This is a genomic window from Streptomyces roseoverticillatus (assembly GCF_000719265.1).
Lineage (GTDB): Bacteria > Actinomycetota > Actinomycetes > Streptomycetales > Streptomycetaceae > Streptomyces > Streptomyces roseoverticillatus.
The window spans coordinates 162,791-185,892 of sequence record NZ_JOFL01000001.1 but is presented as its reverse complement, the minus strand read 5'-3'; the positions used below and the strand labels follow the sequence as shown (position 1 = coordinate 185,892).

Genomic DNA, 23,102 nt, shown 5'->3' with positions numbered 1-23,102 from the left:
TGGGCATGCCCGCTATACCTTCCGGCTTCGCGTGTCGTCCACCGCCCTGGGCAAGCTGCTCGGCGAGTGGGACCGGTGCCGCTGGACTTGGAACGAGTGCGTCGCCAAGTCCAAGGCCGTCCACCTGCACAACAAAGCCCACCCCGAGGACAAGCGGACCTGTGGCCCGGCTCAGCTGGACAAGATGCTGACTGAGGCGCGCCGGTTGATGTCCTGGCTGTGCGAGGGTTCCAGTGTTCCTCAGCAGCAGGTCATCCGGGACTTCGGTAAGTCCCGTGCCAAGGCGCAGAAGGATATCCGTGAGCGGTTGCCGGTGCGGCAGCGGCGCCGGGATGCCGCGCTGGAAGACCAAGCGTGAGGCGTTGCCGTCCCTGAACTACACCCGGCATGGGTTCCGGTTGAAGGACGGGCGTCTGCACTTGGCGGGTGGGATCGTGCTGACCGTGGCGTGGTCGCGGGATCTGCCGGCTGAGCCGTCCTCGGTGCGCGTCTACCGCGACAGCCTCGGTCACTGGTATGCCAGCTTCGTCGTCCCCGCCCAGTGTGAACCGCTGCCCGGGACTGGGCGTGTGATCGGCGTGGACTGGGGCGTGAAGGAGACCGCTACCACCACGTCCGACGCGCATGATCTCCCGCACGCTGAGCACGGCAAGAGGGCCGCTGCCAAGCTGGCCCGGTATGACCGGATGATGGCCCGCCGCAAGCCGGAGAAGGGACAGCCGGGATCGAAGGGCTACCGCGAGGCGAAGAAACTGCGGGCGAAGCTGCACAAGAAGGTCGCGAGGCAGCGTGAGGACACCGGTCGTAAGTGGGCCAAGTCCGTTGCCCGCGATCACGACGCCTTCGCCGTCGAGGACTTCCGTCCGAAGTTCCTGGCCAAGACAACGATGGCTCGTAAGGCCGCTGACGCCGCCATCGGCGCCACCAAGCGTGCCTTGATCGAGATGGGCCGCAAGCATGGGCGGGATATCCGCCTGGTACACCCTGCGTACACCACGATGGACTGCGCGCGGTGCGATGCGAGAGCCAAGCACGTACTGCCGCTGGGTGGGCGTACCTACACCTGCACCGCGTGTGGAACCGTGTGTCCACGGGACAAGAACTCCGCACACGTGATGCTCGTCCGGGCTGGTCTCACCCCGGCTGGTGCTGATGGCGCAAGACCTCCTGGAGCGCCGCTCCAGGAGGCGGCCTGAGCCAGGAATCCCCTCCCTTCAGGGAGGGGAGGATTCAACTACTCCTACGACTTCTTCGGCTCGAACAAGTCGAGTGCCCAGGGCCTCGCCGCCTTCGTCGCGAAGGTGAAGGCCGGCACCGGGGCCGAGAAGGTCGACATCGTCAACCACTCCATGGGCGGCCTGGTCTCGCTCTGGTACGCGAAGGAGCTGGGCGGCGCCGCGGACATCAAGCACATGGCCTCGCTGGCGGCGCCCCACCACGGCACGTACATCGCCGGGCTCTGCACCGTGCTGTCCGTCTCCTGCCAGGAGATGTCGCCCGGCTCCGACTTCCTGAAGAGACTCGCGTCGGGCGACGAGACGCCCGGCGCCGTGGACTACCGCACCTGGTACTCGCCGTGCGACGGGGTGATCAACCCCTTCACGAGCACGCCGCTGCAGGGGGCGGTCAACACCCTGGTGCCCTGCGAGACGCACCTCGGGTTCCTGACCGACGCCGGACTGCTGACGCAGGTGGCGTCCGCCCTCAAGGCCTGAGCCGCCCCCCACCGCGCGGCGCCCGGCCCGGCGGCAAGCCGAGCCGGGCGCCACGGACCGGTTGGGAGCAGGACTGCTGCTTACGCCTTACGCCGCGCTCTGCACCGCGGGCGCGCCCTCCGCCGTCTCCGCCGCCCGCACCGCGGCCTGGGCCGCCGCCGACCGGGCGCGGCCGCGCTTGCCCATCACCGTCGTCCAGGTGACCAGCGCCGCGATCACCACGAGCGGGAACAGGTTGTTCACCAGCACCATGGCCTTGGTCGGCAGCACGTACGTGAGCGCCACGCGGATCGCCGCCTCCAGCAGGAAGCCGGCGCCCCACACCGACGTCAGCAGGTACTGCATGCGGCGGAAGCCCGGGAACTCCCACAGGCCGTTCCAGCGGGCCACGCCCTCGGGGGAGCCGTCCGTGCCGAACTTGCGGCCCAGGTAGAACATCGCCGGCCGGCGCATCGCCAGGCTGCCCAGGAACGCCAGCCCCAGCAGACCCGTGATCGCCGATTCCTTGATGAACATCAGCTCGGTGCTGTTGTACGCCACCGCGCTCAGCGCGCCGAGCAGCATCAGGGCCAGCATCATCATGCCGAACTCGTCGACCCGGCGCCTGATCGCCAGGTGCAGCAGCGTCTCGACGGCGGGCCACAGCGTGATCAGCAGCAGCGCGTTCACCTGGCTCACGCCGTGGTCGGTGAGCATTCCGTAGGTGACGAACGGCAGGATCACGCCGAACAGGATCGCCGGCCCCCAGTTCATCAGCCCCTTGGCCCCGCCGCTTCTCTTGCCGTTCTCACCGGCGACGTGCGCGTTCGTCATTTTCCCGCCCCGTTCATCTTTCTTGGTACCCACATGCATTTTTGATCTGTATCGCATATGCTCACGATCGTGAACGAGAGAGTAACAGGTCGTCAGGAGGGTGCGAGCGTCTCGCGCGGAGCCAACGTCGCCCTGGTGCCGTTCCTCTACGGAGTGGCCGGCCGCGAGGAGATGCCCGGCGTCGCGCTGGTGCGGCTGCTCACAGACGTGGGCCTCACCCCCGCGGCAGCCCGGTCCCTCATCGCCCGCATGCGCCGGGACGGCCTCATCGCCGCGACCCCCCGCGGCCGCGGCGCCGACTACCACCTCGCCGGCGCCTTCCTGGAGTCCTTCCGCCAGGTCCGCCACGGCCGCCCCGAACCCCCGCCCTGGGACGGCTTCTTCCACGCCGTCTTCTACACCGTCCCGGAAGCGCGGCGCGCCTACCGCGACCGGCTGCGCCGCGCCGCCTCCCTGGCCCGCTACGGCCTCATGCAGCCCGGCGTCCTCATCTCGCCGGCCGACCGCCGCGACCACCTGCTCGCCGAGCTCGGCGGACCCCCCGAGGAGGGGACCGTCTACTTCGGGCGCGTCGAACTCTCCACCGCCGACGCCGCCGAGGTCGCCCACCGCGCCTGGGAGCTCGCCGAGCTCGACCGCCGCTACCGCGAGCACACCGCGCGCCTCCTGGCCGCCATCGCCGGGCAGCCGGTGCCGCCCGGGCCGAGCGCCGCCGCCCTCGCGGCCTACGCGCGGCTCTTCGGCGGCAGCCTGACCGACACCCTCCGGACCCCGCCCGGCCTGCCGCCCGAACTCCTCCCGGACGACTGGTCCCTGCCCGCGCTCCTGGCCGCGGTCGGCCGGACGTACGCGCACTTCGGGCCGCCCGTCATCGCGTACGCGGAAGGGGTCATCTCCGAGAGCAGTGCGTGACGCGGCCCGCAGGCCAAGTCGCCCTTGGCCGGAAACCTCCGGGGCGTCCGGCCGTGGCCGGATCGCTCCCTCCCGTCCCTCCGGACGGTGCTGCAAAGGTATGCCCTTTCGTCGTCGAGCCGAAAGGAACGACCGTCATGCGCGACGAACCCGCCCCGCTCCCCCAGGAGGTCCCGAGGGAGCTGCACGTCTGCATGGGACTCAACTCCTGCGCCGGCCTGGACGCTTCGGGAAACGCACCGATGGCCGGGACCGGCACGTGCGCCACCGTCTTCCACGTCTGTCACGGCGAGGGGTCCTGCCGCGGCCAGGGCGGCTGCGGCTACGCGGGCACGGACTACGAGCAGTTCCACCCCGGCGAGCAGGACTGCCGGTACAACGGCAGCTGCGCCAGCCCGATCAACGAGAGCAGGGTCTTCTCGGCCGGGCCTCTCAAGGGCAAGAGCGTCTGGAAGCAGGCCCGCCGCCTCTTCGAGGCCCGCATGTACGCGGCGGGCAAGGCGTTCGGCCCGGCCCCGGGGCAGGGCATCCCGGACGACCGGATGCCGCACTACGACTACATGCAGCAGCCGCAGGAGGGGCAGGGGCACGGCCGGAGCGCGAGGGACGACCGTGAGTGAGCCCCGGCTCGGCACGCCACGCCTCGGATTCGGAGCGGGCCTGCGGACACCTCACCTCCCGTACATCCGCGAACACCTGCCCCCCGTAGGCTTCTTCGAGATCATCTCCGAGAACTTCCTCGACTGCCACGGCGGCCGGCGGCAGGCGCTGGAGGAGATCACGGACCGCTACCCCGTGGTCCTGCACGGCGTGTCGCTGTCCATCGGCAGCACCGACCCGCTCGACTCCGGCTACCTGCGCCGCCTGAAGCGGCTCGCCGACGACGTGGACGCGCCGTGGGTGTCCGACCACGTCTGCTGGACGGGCGTGCTGGGCATCAACACGCACGACCTGCTGCCGCTGCCCTTCACCGAGGAGACGCTCGCCCACGTCACGGGCCGGGCCCGGATCGTCCAGGACGTGCTGGAACGGCCGCTGATCCTGGAGAACCCCAGCAGCTACGTGGAGTTCCGCGCGTCCACGCTCACCGAGTGGGAGTTCCTGGCCCGGCTGGCGGAGGAAGCGGACTGCGGGCTGCTCCTCGACGTCAACAACGTCCACGTCTCGGCGTACAACCACGACTTCGACCCGGAGGCGTACCTGCGGGCGCTGCCGCACGAGCGTGTCGTCCAGATGCACTTGGCGGGCCACACCGACCACGGCACGCACATCATCGACACGCACGACGCCCCCGTGGCCGAGCCCGTCTGGGAGCTGTACCGCACGGCGGTGGAGCTCACCGGGGGAGGGGTGTCCACCCTGCTCGAACGGGACGACAAACTGCCGCCGTTCCCCGAGCTGATGGCCGAGCTGGACCGGGCGCGGGCCGTCGCCGAGTCCGTGGCGGCCGTCACGACCGGGAGCGGGCATGGCTGACGGCATCCGCGGGCCGGGTCTCGCGGCCACCCAGCGCTGGATGCAGTCCGCCATCCTCGACCCGTACGCGCCCGGCCCGTACGCACCCGGTGACGTGGTGACCGCCTCCCGCCGCCTGTCCGCGCGCGAACGCCTGCGCATCCACCAGCAGGGCTACCGGCTGCGCCTCGCGGAGTGCATGCGCGGCCTGCACCCGGGGTCGGCGCACCTGCTCGGCCGGGAGATCTTCGACGGGTTCGCGCTGGCCTACCTGGAAGAACACCCTTCGCGCTCGCCCACCCTGGCCGGCCTGAGCGACGGATTCGCCGGCCACCTCTCCCGCACACGGCCGGACTCCGCGCCCGGCGCCGAGCGGGAGCCGTGGATCGACCTGCTCATCGACCTGGTCCGCTTCGAGCGGGTCTTCAGCGAGGTCCTGGACGCGCCCGGCCCGGAGGACGGCGCGGGCGACGCCCCGCCCCTGAGGCTGTTCCTGGCCTGCGCGCCCGTGCACGCCTACTTCACCGAGGTCCGCCGCGGCCGGGACCCCGGGCCCCCCGCCCCGCGCCCGGTCCGCCTCGCCGTCACCCGCCGCGACTACACGGTCGTCACCCGGGAGCTGAGCCGGGCGGCGTACGACCGACTGCACTCACACCAGGAGGACGCCGCATGACCGCCTTCTCATCGTTCGCCGTGGAAGCGGACCAGGACATCGCCACCATCCAGGACCTGGCCGACCATCTGAAGGCCGCGGCGCACGTCGAGCTGTCCACGATCCCGATCTACCTCTACGCCACGTACTCGATCAAGACGCGCGGCTACTCCCAGTGGGCCGCCGGGGCGTCGGCCCAGCGTCTGATGACCGGCATCGCGATCGAGGAGATGCTCCACCTGACGAACGTGCGCAACCTCCTGGTGGCGATCGGGAAGGGCGCTGAATTCCGCTGCTACGACCAGCAGTTCATCCCGAAGTACCCGGAACCCATGGCGGGGCGCGTCCCCGAGCTCATGCTGCACCTGCGCCGCCTGTCCACGGACCAGATCGACATCTTCCGGGGGATCGAGGAGCCGGAGGGCGTCCGGCCCCCGATGCCCGCGGCCGTCCGCCCCTACCTGTCCCTCGGCGAGTTCTACCGGCGCATCGAGAAGGGCATCCGCTTCCTCAGCAGCGAGGCCGCGAAGGACGAGCGCATCGACTGGGATCAGGCCAGGGAGAATCTGTGGAAGTACCAGTACCACCGGGGGTACTGGAACCAGAACGGCGGCTCCGACGGACCCCGCCTCATCGTCAGCGAGGACACCGCCCTGCAGGCCATGGAGGTCATCGTCGACCAGGGCGAGGGCGCGTGGGACGACCACGGCTACCTGCCCGACCCGATCGTCCGCGACCCGGCGAACGCGTACCCTCCGCCGGAGATCGGGAAGCAGCAGGCGTCCCACTACACCAAGTTCAGCGACATCAAGAAGGGCCTCAACGGCATCGGCGTCGTCGTCGACGACAACGGCGTGCAGAAGTTCACGATCGACAGCAAGGAAGTCATCTGGCCGGTGCTCGACGACCCGGGCATCGACCTGCTCAAGGACACGAGCCCGGTCCGGGACCTGATGGTGCTCTCCAACGCCGTCTACTGCTACGTCCTGGCCCTGCTCGACGCCATCTACGAAGCGCCGATGGCGGCCGCCCCGCCCACGGACAAGGACGCGTTCACCAAGGACCGCCGGTACGGGCTGGAACGGGCCTTCATCGCCGTGATGCAGGGAGTGCTGTACCCGGTCGCGGACCTCCTGGTACGCACCCCGCTGACGGCGGACGACCTTAAGACCCCGCCGCAGGATCTCGTCCACGCCGGCCCGCCGTTCCAGTTCCACCAGTTCGCCAAGGAGCCGAAGACCGAGCTCGTGGAGCGGTGCACCGCCCTGCTCGCCCACTTTCCGGAGCTGGGCGGCGACGACGGGGTGCAGCGGCAGATCGGTCTGCTTCCCGCGTTGCCGGATCTGCCCCGCTGAATCGTCAGGGCAGCGCGTTGCGGCGCCCCGCCCTCGCCGGCGGGGCGCCGCTTCACCACGTCACTTGGCGGTCGCGATCCTGCTGTTGACGAAGATGGGAGCGCCGTCGTCGGCGGTCTCGATCGTGTTGTTCGGCACGGTGAAGCCGACCTTGCCCGGCTCGAAGACCAGGGCCATGCTCGACCCGCCGTAGCTGAAGTAGCCGAGCTCGTCGCCCCGGGTGACCCGGTCGCCCTCGGTGACGCTGAAGCGGACCGACGAGATCTCCGTGATTCCGACGGGGATGACGCACACCAGGCCGATGTCGGGGACGGTGCTCTCGATGACCACCAGCCCGCGGGTGTTGACGTTCGCCTGGTAGCCCTGCGAGAGCGTGCCGGCGCTGTCGTCCACCTTGTCCGTCTGCAGCTCGCTGAACATCAGCCCGGGGATCTTCTCGACGTGCTTGACGATCCCGTCGACCGGCGCGTGCCAGCGGTGGTAGTTCGCCCCGGAGAGGAAGGACTGGAAGACGTCGCCCCCGACGAACCGGTCCGTGTGCTCGTAGCCGCCCAGCATCCTGCGGAGCGAGTACGGCTGGCCCTTGAGCGTGATGTCGGCGTCCTCCTGGACGCCCGAGAGGAACCGCACCACCGAACCGTCGTTGGGCGAGACGATCGCCCGCGGGTCGTCCTTGGCGCCGTTGGGGCGGAATTCCGGCTTGATGTGCCGGTTGAAGAAGGCGTTGAAGGACACGAATCCGCCGTAGAGGGCGCCGGGTTCGGGGATGACGAACTCGTAGAGCTTGTTCTGCTCGTACGCGGCCTGGCACAGCCAGCCGTCCGGGCCCTCGTTGAGGACGTAGCGGCTCTCCGGGCTGTCCAGGAACGCGCACCAGGCGGACAGGACGCCCAGGAGCTTGTCGTTGAACTGCTCGTTGCGGAAGGCATCCCAGCCCGCCTGCGTCGCCATCATGTAGCAGAACAGGGCGGACATGGGGAAGAAGACCCGCTCATTCGGATCCAGGCGGTACTCCGGCGCGGTCACCGTGATCTCGTCGAGACAGTTCAGCATCTCGTCGATGCTCTTGACGTGCTTGTGCTTCTGCTGCGGGTCGAGCTTCTGCGCCTGGTCGATCATCTGGTTCACAAGGTCCTTGAGGACCTTGTCGCTGTTGAGGAGTGCCTCCAGCTGCTTCACGGAATCGACGTGGTCCGCCGTCCGCTTCCGGGCCTTGGCCACGAACTCCGTCAGCCACGCGTCGACCGCCTTGCGGTTGCGCGGCAGATAACCGGCCGCGCGGCCGAACGAGTTCTGGTACCGCGCTTCGAGCGCTGCGGCCGGGCCGGGCTTGACCATGGTCGTCCCTTCGTCGATCGGACCTGGAACGACGCCGCACCGGCGCACGGGAACACCCGCCCCGTACGCCGGTCGTGCGTCGGACGTCCGACCGTAGTGGGCCGTTCCGTAAGGCCGCAGGAGCCCGAATCAGCCGCGGCCGGCCGGCACCGCCCGGGCCGCCCGGTCCTGCTGCGGCCGGGGCGCGGCCGGCTTCGCGGGGCGGCGGACCAGGGCGAGCGCCACCAGCCCGCCCAGGATCCCCAGCGAGCCGGAGACGAGGAACGTCTGGCGCAGTCCGGCCGCGAAGGCCTCGTGCACGAGCTGCCCGAGCAGCTCCCGCTGTGCGGGGGCCACGCGCGCGACGACCGCGCCGGCCTGGCCGCCCGCGAGCGCGTCGGCGGTGGCGGAGGGGTCGGCGACGGCCCCCGCGCCCTTGTCGCGGAGCGCGCCCGCCAGCCCGGCGTGGAAGACGACGCCCAGGACGGCGATGCCCAGGGCGTTGCCGAGCTGGCGCGCGGTGTTGACGGCGCCGCTGGCCATCCCGCCGCGCTCCGGCGCGACGGAGGCCATCGCCGCGGACGCCAGCATGGGCGTGGCGATGCCGACGCCGATGCCGGTCACCGCGAGGCCCGGCACGAGGACGGTCCACGTCGAGCCCGCGTCCACCGTCGCCTGGAGGAACGCGCCCGCGCCGATCAGCAGCAGCCCGGCGCCGATGGTCCAGCGCGGGGAGACGTCGTGCAGGAAGCGCCCGGCCAGCGAGGCGACGACGAACGCCGCCGCACTCATGGGCAGGCACGTGAGGCCCGCCGCGACCGGCCCCATGCCGCGGACGGACTGCAGCCACAGCGAGGTGTAGGCGAGGTAGGAGAACGCGGCGACGGACAGCAGCACCGCGGCCACCATGAGGCCCGAGAACGACGCCCCGCGGAACAGGGACAGGTCCAGCAGCGGCTGCTCGCGGCGCGTCTCGATCAGCAGGAACGCGACCAGCGCGACCGCGGCGAGCCCGAAGAGCCCCAGCGTGGCGGCCGACGTCCAGCCGTAGTCGTTGCCCTTGATCAGCGCGTACGTGGCGGCGCCCGCCGCCACGGTGAACGCGGCCAGGCCGGGCAGGTCCACGCCGCGGCCCCGGCGGGGCGGCGCCGCGGCGACGAACCGCAGCGTCATCACGATGGCCAGCACGCTGATGGGCAGGTTCACGAAGAAGATCCAGCGCCAGTCCAGGTGCTCGGTCAGCAGCCCGCCCATGATCGGCCCGGCCGCCGAGGCGGCCCCGCTGACCGCGCCCCACGCGCCGAACGCCACGCCGCGGTCCCTGCCGTGGTAGATGCTGCTGATCAGGGCCGTCGTCGTCGCGAGCATCGCGGCACCGCCGATGCCCTGGACGCCGCGGAAGACGATCAGCGCCTGCGGGCCGGTCGCCAGCCCGCAGGCCAGTGAGGCCAGGGCGAAGAGCACGAGGCCCGCCACGTACACCTGGCGGTGGCCGATCCGGTCCGCGAGGGAGCCGACGCCCAGCAGCAGCGCGGCGAGCGCGAGCGCGTAGACGTCCATCACCCACTGCAGGTCCGCGAACGAGGTGCGCAGGCTCTCGGCCATGTCGGGGAGTGCCACGACGACGATCGTCACGTCCACGAGCAGCATGAACGTCCCCAGGCACACCGCGACGAGCGGCAGCCATTTCCGCATTTCCCAACCTCCAGAGGGTCTTGTCCGAGGAGGTCGAAGGTCGCATCCGGTGGCTTTTTCTCAGAACCCAGGGCCGGTCCGGTGACGGAATCCCATGCTGTGCGGCTGTGGAATGATGGAAACCGTGACTAGTGACGAGCAGGTGTTCGATCTACTCGACCAGCGGCTGGTCCAGGCGCTGATGGTCGACGGCCGGGCCGCGTTCAGCCGGATCGCCGCCGTCCTCGGCACCACGGACCAGACGGTGATCCGCCGCTACCGCCGGCTGCGCGGCGCGGGGCTGCTCCGGGTGCTCGGTCTGCCGGAGGGTGAGCGCGTCGGCCTCTACGAGTCCAGGCTGCGCATCCAGTGCGTCCCGGGAGCGGCCGTCGCCATCGCCGAGGCCCTCGCCCGCCGCCCGGACACGGCCTGGGTCAAGATCTACTCGGGCGGTACGGAGGTGGGCTGTCTCGTCAGCTCGCGCACGCGCGAGGACCACGAGGCGCTCCTGCTCCGCAAGCTGCCGCGCACCCAGCAGGTCACGGGCGTCACCGCGCAGACCATGCTGCACGAGTACACCGGAGGCGCGAACCGCCGGTTCGGGCGGGACCGGCTGACGGCGGAGGAGATCGCGGCGCTGGAGCCGGGTCCGGTGGACGGGGAGGGCGGGGCCGGCGAGGACAGTGAAGACCTCGTACGGCTCGACGACGCCGACCACGCGATGCTGGCCGTCCTCGCCCGGGACGGCCGGGCGGGCTATCCGGAGCTCGCGAAGGCGGCGGGCCGGTCGGAGTCCACGGTCCGGCGGCGCATCGAGTACCTGCGGGGGAGCGGCGCGATCTCCTTCCATGTGGAAGTCCACTCCATCCACTTCGGCTTCGGGATCGAGGCGGGGATCTCCGCCACGGTCGCGCCGAGCGATCTGGCGGCGGCGGGGCGGGCGCTCGCCGAGCACCCCCAGGTGCCGTTCGCCGCGGCCGTGACCGGTGCGGCCAACCTCGCCGCCACGGTGCTCTGCCGCGACCAGCGCGATCTGTACCGGTACATGACCGAGGGCATCGGCGCGCTGACGGCCGTGCACCGGCTGGAGGTCCTTCCGGTGCTGCGGCAGGTGAAGCGGGCGGGGCTGCTGAGCGACGGCAGCCGGCTTTACGACGCCCCGTGACGCCGCAAGCCGTACCGCCGTCCGCGTGACGCCGTACCACCGTACGTCGCGAAGAGTGTTACCGGCGGTCCCGGTCCAGGGGTAGACCGGGGCCGCCGGGGGTGTCCGAGGGGAGCGGAGCACCCGAACGGAACGCGCAGGGCCGATGAGGAGGGTCTCGTCCCTGGTGTTCGCCACTGGCGCCCCGGGTACTCGCCGTCGCGAGCGCTGCAGGCCCGGGTGCCACACGCAGTAAATATATTTACTGCCCAGTAAGCAAGGGAATGAAAATTTTCATTCGCAGTCGAGACCGATCCGGAACCGAAAGTCCTGATATCGGGTGCGGAGACGGGCACGGGACGGACGCCGTGGCAGCCGCCGTGGCCGGCCGCGGGATCAGTCGTCGAGGAAGAAGTCGTGCTGCTCCGCCGCCTGCTCGTACTTCTCCAGCCGCAGCTGCGTGCGCTCCGGATCGGCGTCGGCCATGGCCTGGAGGAGCGCCGCCGACAGAATCCCGGGCGCCGCGTACGAGTCGAAGACGAGCCGTGACCCGGTGCCGGCCGTGAGCGTCACGTCGGCCTCCCCGGCCAGGGGGCCCAGGCCCGCGTCCGTGATCAGCGCGACGCGCAGCCCCGTGCGGCGCGCGGCCCGCATCGCCGCGAGCATCTCCTTGGAGTGCCTCGGCATCGCGAAGGCGAGCACCCACGTGCCTCCCGCCTCCCGGGCCTGCAGCAGGGCGTCGTAGGCGACGCTGCCGCCGCGGGAGACCAGCCGCACGTCCGGGTGGATCCGCATCGCCGCGTAGGCGAAGTACTCCGCCAGCGAGACGGAGATCCGCAGGCCGAGGATCGTCAGCGGGACGGACCGGGCGAGCTCGCGGCCGATCTCCAGCACGCGGTCGGTGTCCGTGAAGGCGCGGCGCAGGCTCTCCAGGTTCTCGATCTCGGCGTCCACGGCCGCCTGCAGTTCGTTGCGGCGGTCCTCCTCGCGCGCGCCGGGCACGTTCGCGACCGCGCTCAGCGCGATGGGCTGCAGCGCCTCCCGCAGGGCGGGGTATCCGCTGAAGCCCACGGAGGACGCGAAGCGGGTGACCGAGGGCTGGCTCACGCCGACCCGCTCCGCGAGATCCGTGATCGACAGGAAAGCGGCCTCGGTGAGGTGGTCGGTGATGTACTGCGCGATGCGCCGCTGCCCGGGGGACAGCCGGTGACCGCCGAACAGGGCCCGGACCTTGTCCGCAGGGGCCGGCTCCGCCGCGGAGGGCGGTCCGCCCGGCTTCCCCGGGCCGCCCGGCGTGATCGCGGACGCCTGCGCGCGGGCCTGCTGCGACGCCTGCGCGCGTGCCTGCTGCCCTGATGGCACCGGTGCGCCTCCTTCTCGTACCGCTTCCGCTCAACATAGCGGATGGGCGCGCCGGTCCCCGTTCGTCAGTGCGAACCGAACTTCACGCTGGCGAAGGAGGCGTTCCGGGGCGCGTGGCTGCCCGGTGCGAGGCGGAGCGGCGTTCCCTTGCACTCCTTCTGCGGGTACACGGTCGCCGGAAGTGCCGTTGCGTTGTGAGCCCCCTGGGACTCCTGGCTCATCGTGAGGCACCGGCCGTCCGGCGGGTTCTCGATGAAGAAGGGGGCGCCCTTGGGTCCCACCCAGGCGAACCACCCCTTTGCGGTGCCCGCCTTTGCGGTGGCCGCCGCGCCCGTGGGCGCGGCCAGGGCGAGGGCGCATCCGGCGACGGCTGCGGCGGCGAGTACGGGACGGAAGAAGCGCATCACTGATCCTTCGACTCGATTGCAGGAGAATTCCCGGTAATGCCCGGAAAGTCTTCACACGGTGAACGACGCCGGGCGGGCATGGTCACCCCCGCCGGACACGACCGGCCGGCCCGTCGGCACTCCCGCCGGGCCGGGGATCGGGCCGGAGACCGGCCGTGCCGCTACGAGGAGTCTTCGGGCCGGACCACGCACAGGCCCCAGATGACGAAGGCGCTCAGGGCGATGACCACGATCGACCACAGCGGGTAGTAGGGGATGGACAGGAAATTGACGATCAGCAGCAGGGACGCGACGACCACGCCGAGGATCCTGGCCCACAGGGTCACCCGGAACAGGCCGACGCCCACCATGAGCGCCGCGATGCCGAGGAACAGGTGGATCCAGCCCCAGCCCGCCAGGCTGAACTTGAACACGTAGTCCGGCGTCTTGACGAAGACGTCGTCATGCACGATGGCCATGATCCCCCGGACGAGATCGACGAAGCCCACGACCAGCATCATCACGGCCGCGAACAGGGTCAGGCCACTGGCGGCGGCCTGGGATCTCTCCGAGTGCGGATTGAGGGTGGATGACATGGGACTACCTCCCTTGCCTGTACGACAGCCCGTATGGCAGGCGGACCCTCATCTCCATGGTTTCCCCTTCCGCCGCCGATGTCCACGCGGGGGAGATCCGCCGGAACCGGGTTCCTGCTGGTCAGCACGCCCACGGAAGTCATGTAATATTCATGTCGCGCGCCGCTAGCTCAGTTGGTTAGAGCAGCTGACTCTTAATCAGCGGGTCCGGGGTTCGAGTCCCTGGCGGCGCACAAGAGAAAGCCCCCGCCGATCCGTCGGCGGGGGCTTTTCTTCGGTTCGACACCCGCCGGCGCCCACCGCACGATGGAGGGATGCCGTCACCAGCTGAAGGCGCACCCCTCCGCATCACCCTGCTCGGCGGGTTCCGGCTGGCCGGAGCCGACGGCTCCGTGCGGATTCCCGCGGGCTCCGAACGCCTGCTGGCCTACGTCGCCCTTCGTTCCGGACCGGTCGCGCGGAGTGACGTTGCGGAGAACCTGTGGCCCGGCACCTCCGAGGCCCGGGCACACGCGTCCCTGCGCTCGGCCCTCACCCGCCTGCGCGGCGCGGGCTGCTGCCGGGCCCTCGACACCGGCCCGGCGGAGCTCGCCCTGGCCGAAGGCGTGGCGGTCGACCTCCACGAGCTGCGCGCCCTCGCACGGGGCCTCCTGGACGCCACGGAAGATGTGCGCGGCACCGTCGAGGGGATCGGCACCGGAGAGATTGACGGCCTCTCCCGGGACCTGCTGCCCGGCTGGTGCGACGACTGGGCGCTGCGCGAAGCGGAGGAGTGGCGGCAGCTGCGGCTGCACGCCCTCGAAGTGCTCGCGGGCCGGTTCGTCGGGGCGCGGCGCTACGGCCACGCCGTGTCGGCCGCCGGGGCGGCCGTGCGCGCCGAACCGCTGCGGGAGAGCGCCCATGCGGCCCTGATCAGGGCTCACCTCGCCGAAGGCAACCAGTCCGAGGCGCTCCGCGCCTTCCGGAGCTACCGGACGCTCCTCCGCAGCGAACTCGGCCTGAGCCCGACGCCGGGGCTGCTCGGCCTCGTGGCAGGCCTCCGCCCGGACGCGTCCCGCGTGGACGGGCGTCACGCGGCGGTCACGCGGCGGTGATGGTGCGGCGGCCATGATGGGGTGAGCGACAGAACGCGCTCACCAGCATGGGTTGACGTCCATGGGTTACGTGATCAAGCACCCCAGAGGGAAGGTCGCCCCCAGGAAGGCTCCGCTCCTGGTCCGGCCGCGGCGGCTGGTGTCCCGTGCGGCCGATGCCGTAGGGCGTCGCGCGCGGTCGCTGCGGGTCCGGCTGGCCGCCCGGAACAAGGTGGCGCCGGCTCAGTGGTGGTGGACGAGGTGGTCGCTCAGGCGGTTCCTGCCCTACCTAGCGGTGCCGGCTGTCGTCTGCTGGGTCGGTTTCGGCGTCTGGGCTCTCGTCGAACGCGAGAAGTCCCCCCTGGAGAAGGGGTGCGCGGGCAGCGGCAGCGGCTGCGCGGTGGTCTACGGCTTCCTGGGCCCGTTCCTGAGTATCGGTCTGGCCACGGTCGTCTTCTTCTGCGTGACCTACGGCTCGGTGCGCAGGACCGTGATCCGGGCGGCCAGGAAGGACCCGCGCGGCATGGTGCCGACGGCGGGACCGGCCATCCGCGACGTCGTGGGCCGCGAGGAGATGTGCCGGGTCATCGCACGGGCGCTGCGGGACAAGCGCACCAGGCGCCCGTACCTCCTCGTGGGCGGTGTGGGCACCGGGAAGACGTCGGTCATCGTGCAGCTCACCCGGATGCTGGCCGAGAAGGGTGCCGTCCCCGTCCCGATCAGGCTGCGGGACGTCGACATGGGCGCGGAGCGCCTCGACTTCCACGAAGTGGCCATGAAGCGCTTCGCCGAGATGGCGGCCCGCAAGGTGCTCTCCGAGCGGCACAGCGAGCGGGTGTGGCGCCAGCTGTGCATGGACGACAAGGCCGTCGTCCTCGCCGACGGGCTGGAGGAGACCTTCGCCGACGACGGCAGCCAGAAGGAGCGGGACGTTCTCATCCGCCGGGCGATCGAGCGGGCGGAAGCGCAGAAGCTTCCCTTGGTGATCGCCTCCCGTCCGCACGCACCGCTGGAGCACACGCGGGCCGCCGTCGTCGACCTGGAGCCGCTGAGCGACGAGGCGGCACTGGAGTACCTGCAGCGTGACCACCGGGACCGGGAATGCGACCACATGGACCGCGTCGTCGAGATGGCGGGCGGGCCCGAGTCCCCGCTGTATCTGCAGATCGCGCGTGAGCTGCGGGAGCACCCCCCGCGGGACGAGACGGCGGACGCCCGGCGCTGGGCGGGGCTGAACATGCGCAACAGGGACCGGACGGCATCACAGCGGCGCCTGCTCGACGAATGGCGGGAGGCGCTGGTCACCGGACGTCTCTGCGGCAAAGTGGCGCTGGCCCCGGTCGAGCGCGAAAAGGTCGTCGAACTCGTCTCCGCGCTGGCCGGGATCGGACTCCTGCGCGATCAGCTGGAGGTCCGGATCGACGATCTGGGAAGTGAACCGGACATCCTGGCCCGGCTCATGCAGCGGCTCGAGGGGTGCTGCGACAAGATCGATCCTCAGCGGCAGCGTGAACTCCGGGCGCTGTGCGCCACGCAGGGAGAGCAGCTCGGTCTGGTCGAGACCCGCGGGGAGAAGATCCGCTTCCAGCACAGCATCCTCCAGGCGTACCTGGGCTCCGGCTACCTCGACGTCAAGGACTGCGCCTTCTTGGACGTCGCCCTGGGCAAGGAGGAGGGCCCCGGCCGCGAACTCCTCATAGGGCTGGGCCTGCACTCCCGTTCACGGCACCACGCCCCGCAGCAGCCCGTCGTCGACCGGATCCTCGCAGCGGCCGGGCACCGCAACGACGCCAAGGCCCTCGACATGTACGCCGTCGCACTCGACATCGACAGGGCCTCAGGCGCCTCTGACCACCAGCGCATCGCCGGGGCGCTCCGCGAGCAGTGGCCGGACATCGTGTCCGGCGACCGCAGGACGATCGAAGAGGCGAAGGAACGTCTGGTGCACCGGTTCGGAGAAGTCCTGCGAGCGGTCGCGTGCCCGGCCTACGAGCAGTTCTTCACCATCGCCACCGTCGAGCCCTCGTACCAGATCAGACTGGCCGTCGCCCAGGAGATGGGCGCCGGCGGGGACAAGGCGTTCGAAGCCCTGCGCGCCATGTTCCCCCTGCCCAGGAAGGACGAGCTCGGCCGGTACGACCCCTGGGCGCAGTACGAGGCGGAAATCGGCCAGCAGTCGGATGCCGAGCACTGGGACCGCGAGAACCTCGTCAGGCGGAACGGCGTACCGCAGGACGTCTACGACAAGAAGGACAAGGAAATCACCGAGAAGGGGGAGGAGCAGCGGCTTCGGATCTGGCGGAAGTTCGTCATGCGGGCCTGGCTCGTGCCCATGACGGTCGGATCGGTGAGCCGGAAGCACAGGGAGCAGGCGATGGAGAGGCTCCGCCTCTGGTTGCACCACTTGGAGCCGGAGCACTCCCGCCCGCACGGGGCGGACCTGCCGATCTCCCTGGAGACCGCCCTTGCCCAGGGGTTCTTGAGCGCGGCCAACCGGAGACGGGCGCACCCGCAGACGAACGAGGAGGCCCGGGAGTTCCTCGTGGCCCAGGCGGAGGCCATGCTTGCCGACGCCCGCTACTGGTATTCGCAGATGACGCTCATCCAGGCGCTGTGTCTGTGGGAGCTCCCGGACCGCACGGGAAGGGCCCCGCACAGCGGTTCCGGATCCGGCCGTCCGGTGAGCAAGGCCGACCCGACGAAGGCGGTGCGGCGCTGGCTGGCTCTCGCGGGCAGCAAGCAGGACCCGCGTGCCCTGCACCCGGGGGACCGGACCCGCAAGGGCGATCGCGTGCACCCCTTCGTCTCCGCGGCTGCCGGTCTCGCGGTCCTCGCCCTCGAGAGCGGCCGGCCCGAGCGGTTCGTCTGGATCGACGAGATCGGCATCATGAACAAGATCGGATCGTTCACCGCGGACCCCGGTGACCACAGCGAGCCCCGCCTCTGGATCCCGCCGTCGGTGGGGTGGAGCACCCTGCACCCGCGTGCCCAGCAGCTGCTCGCCGACGTCTTCCTGCTGCGCAACCTCACCGAGCGGGACACGCGGCAGCCGGCCGAGCTGGAGGAGTGCCTCGTGCGTGGGGACCGCACCGATCTGCCCCCGTGCCTGGTCAGGCACCGGGGAGCGCTCCGGCCCGGGCGGACCGTGGGCATGACCGGTGACGCACCACCGGGAAGCGGCTGCCGTGCGGAAAGCACCTGCCGCGACTGCCCCTTCGAGCTGTGCCCCTACCCCGCCATGGGCGTGCAGCCGCGGGCCGAAGTGCGCGAGGTCTTCTGCCGGCAGCAGCAGGCGCTCCTGCGCCGCTACCGCTGGAGGAGCTACCTCAACCCCTTGTCGTGGACGCGCAAGAGGGCGTCGTGGCAGGACATGACGGACCGGGAACTGCACGCGTTCTGGGGAGACATGGCGGACCGGTCACGCACCCCCTCCGGGTGATCCCCGTCCGCGCCTAACCCGCCACCGGCGCCCGCAGCACGAGCAGCGCCAGATCGTCGTGGCCGTCGCTCGGCCGGGCCTCGGCGACGGCCCGGCCGAGGACGTCGAGCGGGGCCCCGGCGTGGGCCGCGGCGACCTCGGCGATCGTGCGCAGGCCCTCGTCCAGACCGTGGCCGGGGTGCTCCACCAGCCCGTCGGTGAACATCAGGACGGTGGCCCCGGCGGGCAGCGTGTAGCGGTGGTCGTGGCGGGCGAACCGGGCGTCGACGCCGATCGGCACATCGGGCTCCCCGTCGAGGTAGCGCGTCGTGCCGTCCGCGGTCACCACCAGCGGCGGGGGATGGCCGGCGCTGCTCCAGACCAGGGACCACGCGTCCCCCCGGGGCACGAGGCGGACCAGGCAGGCGGTCGCCATGGTGGGCTCGGCGACCGCCTCCAGGGTGCGGTCCAGGCGGCTGAGCAGCTCGCTGGGCAGGGCGTCCGAGTCGTAGGCGAGGGCCCGCAGCATGTTGCGGATCTGGGCCATCGTGGCGGCGGCCCGCACGTCGTGGCCGAGCACGTCTCCGACGATCATCACGCGGGTGTCGTCGGGCAGCACCATCGCGTCGTACCAGTCGCCGCCGAGCAGCGCCGGGTCCGCGGCGGGCTGGTACACCGCCCAGGCGTCGAAGGGGGAGAGGTCGGGCAGGCTCGGCAGGAGCAACCGCTGGAACTGCTCCGCGCCGGAGCGGACGCGCCCGTAGAGGCGGGCGTTCTCGATGGCGACACCGGCCGCGCCGGCCAGCGCGACCACCACGGACTCGTCGTCGGCGTCGAAGGAGGCGCCGTCCTGCCGGTCGGTGAGGTAGAGGTTGCCGTAGATCTTGCCCCGCACGGTGATGGCGACGCCGAGCAGCGAGCGCATCGGCGGGTGCCCCGGCGGGAACTGCGCGGCCTGCGGGTGGTCGGCGATGCTGTCGACGCGCAGCGGGCGCGGGTCGGTGATGAGCAGTCCGAGGAGGCCCTCGCCGTGGGGGAGCGCCACCCCGGTCAGCCGGTCCTCCTCCTCGCCGTGCAGGCCCACGGGGATGAACTCGGCGAGCTTGGTGCCCTCCTCGTCCAGCACGCCGAGGGCCCCGTAGCGGGCCCCCACGAGCTCCATCGCCGTCGCCACGATGCGGCGGAGCACCACGGGGAGCTCCAGCTCCCCGCTGATCGTGAGTATGGCCTCCAATAAGCCCCGCATCCGCTCCTGGGCGCGGGCGAACCCGGCCAGCTGCTCCCCGAGCCGGTCGAGGTCCGTGCTCAGGCTCGGCCGCCTGCGGGCAGGGCTGTGCGGGGAACGGCCGTCGTGATCTGTCTCGCTTGCTGCCACCGGGCACAGGCTAGTGACTCGGCGTCCGGAGCGTGGCCAATACTCGTATGTCTGTCCCGTGTCGGCCGCACCCGGTCGCCGTCCGGGTCACAGCCCCGCGACGGTCTCCTGGCGGGCGTAGCTGAAGCCCTCGTCGTCGAAGTAGAAGACGGTGACCTTCACCCGGTCGCCCTTCGCGAAGTGCGAGCCGACGGCGGTGCGCAGGGGCACCCGGACGGCGTGGCTGTTGTAGTCGCAGACGAGCTTGCCGACCTTGATCGTCCCGGCGGCGACGGACTCGTCGTGGGCGCTCGTGCCCAGCTTGGCCGCGTTGGCCACCAGCTGGTGGTTCATGCCCGGGTCGCAGGAGTATGTGACGTCCACCTGCAGGCCGGGCTCGTGGAGCGCCACCTTGTCGATCGCCAGGAGGTTGGCCTTCGCGGCAGCGGACGGAGCGGTGGCGAGCGCGCCCGCGCCGATCACGAGTGCGGCGGCCGCGGCGCCGGCGAGGCGGCGCGCGAAGCGGGACGACGTCATCGAGTTTCCTTTCCCCCTGGACCGCCGCGGAGCCCGGCCGCGCCGAGCGCTGCGACAGTTGTTCGTATGTCGTGCGAGGCCACGGATATTACGTGACATCCCGCATGAACAGCGGTGGTTTCAGGCCATGTCCGAGGAGGCCGCGCCCCCGCCCCGTGCACTCGGCACCGGGGCGGGGCGCGGCACGTCGCCGGTCTGCCGGTCTGCCGGTCAGCCGCAGGCGCCCGCCGGGCGGGCGCGGGTGACCACATCGCTGTAGCCGGTCGTCGAGTCGATCCACACGACCTGCCTGGCGCCGGTCGCGGTCGCGGAGAGCTGCTCACCGCGGTTGCACGAGACCCGGCCCTTCTGCTTGCCGTCCGCCGAGAACTGCCAGAGCTTCGTCAGGGTCGCGTTGTCGTACGTCCCGGGCCCGGTCACGGGCGTCGCCACGGCGACGGTCACTGCCTCCTCGGAGGCCGTCAGATCAGCGGCGTCGATCGCGCCCGGGCCCGTGGCCGGGCTGATCTCCGTGAGCCCCGTGCCGTCGAGGCCGGCGCGGCGTATCGCCGTCCGGTCCGCCGACGCGTCGTCCTTGGCCAGCCAGTAGACGCTGTTGCCGCTGATACCGGTGGGTCCCAGGGCCGGGTACCCGCCGAGCTTCTGCACCACCGTCGTCCGGCCCGTGGCGAGGTCGAACACCTCCACGGAGGACGTGCGCGTGCCCGTGTCCCACCCGCGGTCGATCCTGGTGTAGGCGATCCGGCCGTGGCTGATCGACGGGGAGGCCGTCGTCACACCGGGCTTGTCCACCAGCTGCACGGGGATCCGGTCGCTCAGCCGTACGTACTCCACGTACCGGGACACCGTGCGCCCCTTGGTCTCCATGACCACGACGTCGCCCTCGACGCCCAGCGGGGACAAGCTGCGCCGCAGGGACCGCAAGCTCTTGACCGGCCCTCCCGCGACCGGCCGAGCGAGAACCTCCACCGACCGCCGCCCGTACGCCTCCCACACCACGGTCTTGCCGTCGGTGACCGGGTTGACGTGGTAGCGGCCGTCGTTGGGGCTGATCAGCTTCGGCGCGCCGGTGCCGTCCGTGCGCCCGGCCCAGACCGAGTACGGCTCGGCGCCGGTCTCGTTCGACCTCGACGCGGCCCACCAGCCGCCGCCCGCGCCCACCCGCGAACCGTCCGTGCTGACCCTGCCGAAGAGCTGGTCCGAGTCCACGCCCAGGGCGAGCTCCCAGCCGGGCACGACGCCGTGCGCGGCGAACGCCCGCTCGACCGCCCGGAGCTCCCGGTCCGTGACCTTCAGGTCCTTGGCCGCGGCGAGCACCGCGGCCCGGCCCTCGGTGAAGCCGTCCAGCGGGGTCATGTACTCGGTGAGCGCCTTGTAGACGATCCGGTCGGCCAGCGTCCGGTCGATGTCCTCCCGCAGGTCCCACAGCGCGCCCGAGAAGATCGTGGAGTTGAGGTGGACGCCGCCGTTGTCCGTGGCGAAGCCCACGCCGAGGAAGGACTTGGAGGTGTTCCGCCCGTCGTTGAGGTCGCGCACGGCGCACTCGCGCGGGCCCTTCGTCCGGCACAGCCCGTCGCCCAGCAGGCCCGCGTCCGGGTTGTCCATGGCGATGCCGAGGACGTCGGTCTTGACGGCGTCGCCGAAGTAGTCGGCGAGGGCCTCGTTCAGGGCGCCGGACTGGCCCGCGTAGACGAGCTCCGCGCTGTTCTCCACGACGCCGTGCGTCATCTCGTGCCCGACGACGTCCAGCGCCGCGGAGAACGGGCGGTACTCGGCGTCGCCGATCCCGTACACCATCTTGGCGCCGTCCCAGAAGGCGTTGGCGTAGCCGCCGCCGAACGCGGTGATGCCGACCAGGGAGTTGAGGGTCATGCCGCGGCCGTCCAGGCTGTCGCGGCCGTGGACCTTCTTGTAGTAGTCGTAGACCTTGCCCGCGGCCCAGTGGGCGTCGACAGCGCCCGCGTCGGTCGCCTCCTTGCCGAAGGCGGGCGTCGGCGAGGCGAACTCCTTGATGCCCTCCGGCCAGGAACCGGACGTCTCCCACACGCTCCTGCCCCGCGCGTCCCACGTGGCGAGCACGTTCTTGCTGCTGTCGCGCATGCGGGAGTGATCGCGCATCACGTACGCGCCGCTCGTCTCGTCGCGGGCGAGGTCCAGGCCGACGGTCCGGCCGCCCAGAGTGACGCCGGAACCCTTCACTCCGGGATCGTCCGCGGCAGCGCGGGAGCCGCGCGCGTCCGCCGCGGGCGCGTTCGTCGCGCCGGCTGCCGGCCCGGCGGCCCGGAACGTCTTGATTCCGCTGTACTGGAGGACCGGATAGCCGGCCTTCGCGTCGACGTACACCTCCTGCAGCACCGGCGCACCGGTGGCCGGGTCCGTGCCCCGCACCGTGACGTGCCGGGTGAGCACGCCCGGGCCCTTCGGCAGCACGACCAGCCCGCGGTGGGTGCCCGTCAGCGGCTGCGCCGCCGCGTCCTTCCCGTCTCCTTCCGTGCCCTTGCCGGAGCCGGGGTGCTGCGCATGGAGCCGGTCCGCGGTCGCGTCCACCGCCCGCTCGACGGCCAGGGCCTCGTCGACCCCGGGCGTGGTGTCCGCCGTCAGGCCGGTGAAGTACTTGCCGGAGGTGCCGGTGACGACGCGCTTGCCGCCCTTGTTCTCCATGCGGACGACGTACTGCCCGCCGAGCACGTCGACGCCGCGGTGTTTCTGCTGCAGGCGCACGGTCTCCGCCCCGCCGGCCGCGGTGGTCCGTACGGGTTTCAGGTCGCGGCCGGGCTCGGCGATCCGGTAGCGGTCCTTCTTCTCCGCCAGGTGCCCGCGCGCCGCGTCGGCCGCGCTCCCCGCGGCGTCGGCCCCCTCCCGGATCCCCGTCACCAGCGCGGGGGTCTCGGTCCGCTGACCGGGGATCACCTCACCAGGGCCCGGGGGCGGCGGTGCCGCCGCGCCGGCGGGCGCCGCGGAGACGACGAGTGCGGCGGCGCTGATCAGCGCCGCCGCACCGGTGATGCCGCTCTGTGCTGCGCATGCTCTCGGTCTTCCCGGACGGGATCCGGGTCTGCGTAAGCCGGGCAAGGTGTCCCCCCTCGCGACGTGCCCGGCACCTGAGCGTGCCGGGGCAGCGCCATGGAAGCGGGGGCGGTGCCCTTTCATCAATGGTCCGCGCAGTCCCGTGGGCACCTTTCGGCCCCTCGGCAGACGATCGTCCGTTTTGTGCCCGTGACGTCCGGCGGGCTCCGTCGTTCTTCACGGCGGGTGCACGTAATACCGTCGGGCCACCAGGGCGATGTCCTGGTGGCCCGACGGTTTTCCGGTGTGCGTACGGCCCAGGCGTGCGCATGG

18 protein-coding genes, 1 tRNA gene and 1 pseudogene are annotated in these 23,102 nt (G+C 71.4%); 11 read left to right on the top strand and 9 right to left on the bottom strand.

Going from position 1 to position 23,102, the window contains the following annotated elements; genetic code table 11:
- Window positions 1–184 precede the first annotated feature (184 nt).
- Together IF61_RS31955 and IF61_RS0100855 are read left to right on the top strand one after the other, a co-directional pair.
- Window positions 185–1,196 (top strand): annotated as a pseudogene (locus IF61_RS31955) (RNA-guided endonuclease InsQ/TnpB family protein).
- A gap of 105 nt (window positions 1,197–1,301) precedes the next feature.
- Window positions 1,302–1,715 (top strand): esterase/lipase family protein, encoded by a 414-nt coding sequence (locus IF61_RS0100855; protein ID WP_052392290.1) that lies wholly within the window; start codon window positions 1,302–1,304, stop codon window positions 1,713–1,715.
- 87 nt (window positions 1,716–1,802) lie between these two features.
- Here IF61_RS0100855 and IF61_RS0100850 read toward each other — a convergent pair whose 3' ends face one another.
- Window positions 1,803–2,528 carry a VC0807 family protein gene (locus IF61_RS0100850; protein ID WP_030364189.1) on the bottom strand — a complete coding sequence of 242 codons (726 nt, stop codon included), beginning with the start codon at window positions 2,526–2,528 and terminating at the stop codon, window positions 1,803–1,805.
- Between the two features lie 69 nt (window positions 2,529–2,597).
- On the opposite strand from IF61_RS0100850, the gene IF61_RS33135 reads away from it, so the two are divergent.
- From IF61_RS33135 to IF61_RS0100820, 5 genes are all read left to right on the top strand, one after another.
- The gene (locus tag IF61_RS33135) at window positions 2,598–3,440 is read left to right on the top strand and encodes a hypothetical protein (RefSeq protein WP_157848529.1); all 843 of its coding nucleotides are present in this window, start codon (window positions 2,598–2,600) and stop codon (window positions 3,438–3,440) included.
- Between the two features lie 137 nt (window positions 3,441–3,577).
- Complete coding sequence (locus IF61_RS33130; RefSeq protein WP_052392289.1) at window positions 3,578–4,060, top strand: hypothetical protein; 483 nt, start codon at window positions 3,578–3,580, stop codon at window positions 4,058–4,060.
- Window positions 4,053–4,916: an MNIO family bufferin maturase gene (gene bufB / locus IF61_RS0100835; RefSeq protein WP_052392288.1), complete on the top strand. Its 864-nt coding sequence runs from the start codon at window positions 4,053–4,055 to the stop codon at window positions 4,914–4,916. Before IF61_RS33130 ends, bufB begins: the two co-directional genes overlap by 8 nt.
- Window positions 4,909–5,568, top strand: a complete 660-nt coding sequence (locus IF61_RS0100830) for an HvfC/BufC N-terminal domain-containing protein (protein ID WP_052392287.1) — start codon at window positions 4,909–4,911, stop codon at window positions 5,566–5,568. Before bufB ends, IF61_RS0100830 begins: the two co-directional genes overlap by 8 nt.
- Window positions 5,565–6,902: a ferritin-like domain-containing protein gene (locus IF61_RS0100820; protein ID WP_030364185.1), complete on the top strand. Its 1,338-nt coding sequence runs from the start codon at window positions 5,565–5,567 to the stop codon at window positions 6,900–6,902. Before IF61_RS0100830 ends, IF61_RS0100820 begins: the two co-directional genes overlap by 4 nt.
- 60 nt (window positions 6,903–6,962) lie before the next feature.
- On the opposite strand, the gene IF61_RS0100815 is transcribed toward IF61_RS0100820, so the two are convergent.
- A complete protein-coding gene (locus tag IF61_RS0100815; RefSeq protein ID WP_043187319.1) occupies window positions 6,963–8,240 on the bottom strand; it encodes a phosphatidylserine decarboxylase family protein in 1,278 nt (425 codons plus the stop codon).
- Between the two features lie 129 nt (window positions 8,241–8,369).
- Complete coding sequence (locus IF61_RS0100810) at window positions 8,370–9,914, bottom strand: MFS transporter (protein WP_030364183.1); 1,545 nt, start codon at window positions 9,912–9,914, stop codon at window positions 8,370–8,372.
- Window positions 9,915–10,029: 115 nt separating this feature from the next.
- Between IF61_RS0100810 and IF61_RS0100805 the strand changes: the two genes are divergently transcribed.
- Window positions 10,030–11,058 carry an Lrp/AsnC family transcriptional regulator gene (locus tag IF61_RS0100805; protein WP_245684351.1) on the top strand — a complete coding sequence of 343 codons (1,029 nt, stop codon included), beginning with the start codon at window positions 10,030–10,032 and terminating at the stop codon, window positions 11,056–11,058.
- Between the two features lie 375 nt (window positions 11,059–11,433).
- Here IF61_RS0100805 and IF61_RS0100800 read toward each other — a convergent pair whose 3' ends face one another.
- The 3 genes from IF61_RS0100800 to IF61_RS0100790 all read right to left on the bottom strand — a co-directional run bounded on the left by IF61_RS0100800 (window position 11,434) and on the right by IF61_RS0100790 (window position 13,381).
- Entirely contained in the window at window positions 11,434–12,399 is a 966-nt protein-coding gene (locus IF61_RS0100800) for a MurR/RpiR family transcriptional regulator (RefSeq protein ID WP_030364181.1), read from the bottom strand.
- A gap of 65 nt (window positions 12,400–12,464) precedes the next feature.
- Window positions 12,465–12,803 carry a hypothetical protein gene (locus tag IF61_RS0100795; protein ID WP_052392286.1) on the bottom strand — a complete coding sequence of 113 codons (339 nt, stop codon included), beginning with the start codon at window positions 12,801–12,803 and terminating at the stop codon, window positions 12,465–12,467.
- A gap of 164 nt (window positions 12,804–12,967) precedes the next feature.
- Window positions 12,968–13,381: a DUF7144 family membrane protein gene (locus IF61_RS0100790; protein ID WP_030364179.1), complete on the bottom strand. Its 414-nt coding sequence runs from the start codon at window positions 13,379–13,381 to the stop codon at window positions 12,968–12,970.
- Window positions 13,382–13,540: 159 nt separating this feature from the next.
- On the opposite strand from IF61_RS0100790, the gene IF61_RS0100785 reads away from it, so the two are divergent.
- The 3 genes from IF61_RS0100785 to IF61_RS35680 all read left to right on the top strand — a co-directional run bounded on the left by IF61_RS0100785 (window position 13,541) and on the right by IF61_RS35680 (window position 17,893).
- Window positions 13,541–13,614 (top strand) — tRNA-Lys (locus tag IF61_RS0100785).
- Window positions 13,615–13,695: 81 nt separating this feature from the next.
- Window positions 13,696–14,475, top strand: coding sequence for an AfsR/SARP family transcriptional regulator (locus tag IF61_RS0100780; protein WP_030364178.1), 780 nt, complete (start codon window positions 13,696–13,698; stop codon window positions 14,473–14,475).
- A gap of 274 nt (window positions 14,476–14,749) precedes the next feature.
- On the top strand, window positions 14,750–17,893 hold the full coding sequence (locus tag IF61_RS35680; protein WP_052392285.1) for an NACHT domain-containing protein: 3,144 nt from the start codon (window positions 14,750–14,752) through the stop codon (window positions 17,891–17,893).
- A gap of 13 nt (window positions 17,894–17,906) precedes the next feature.
- Here the strand turns inward: IF61_RS35680 and IF61_RS0100770 are convergent, their stop codons facing one another.
- The 3 genes from IF61_RS0100770 to IF61_RS0100760 all read right to left on the bottom strand — a co-directional run bounded on the left by IF61_RS0100770 (window position 17,907) and on the right by IF61_RS0100760 (window position 22,769).
- Window positions 17,907–19,106, bottom strand: a complete 1,200-nt coding sequence (locus tag IF61_RS0100770; protein WP_425428194.1) for a PP2C family protein-serine/threonine phosphatase — start codon at window positions 19,104–19,106, stop codon at window positions 17,907–17,909.
- A 228-nt stretch (window positions 19,107–19,334) separates the two neighbouring features.
- Entirely contained in the window at window positions 19,335–19,763 is a 429-nt protein-coding gene (locus IF61_RS0100765; protein ID WP_030364175.1) for a hypothetical protein, read from the bottom strand.
- A 210-nt stretch (window positions 19,764–19,973) separates the two neighbouring features.
- Window positions 19,974–22,769 carry a M4 family metallopeptidase gene (locus IF61_RS0100760; protein ID WP_030364174.1) on the bottom strand — a complete coding sequence of 932 codons (2,796 nt, stop codon included), beginning with the start codon at window positions 22,767–22,769 and terminating at the stop codon, window positions 19,974–19,976.
- Window positions 22,770–23,102: the final 333 nt, after the last annotated feature.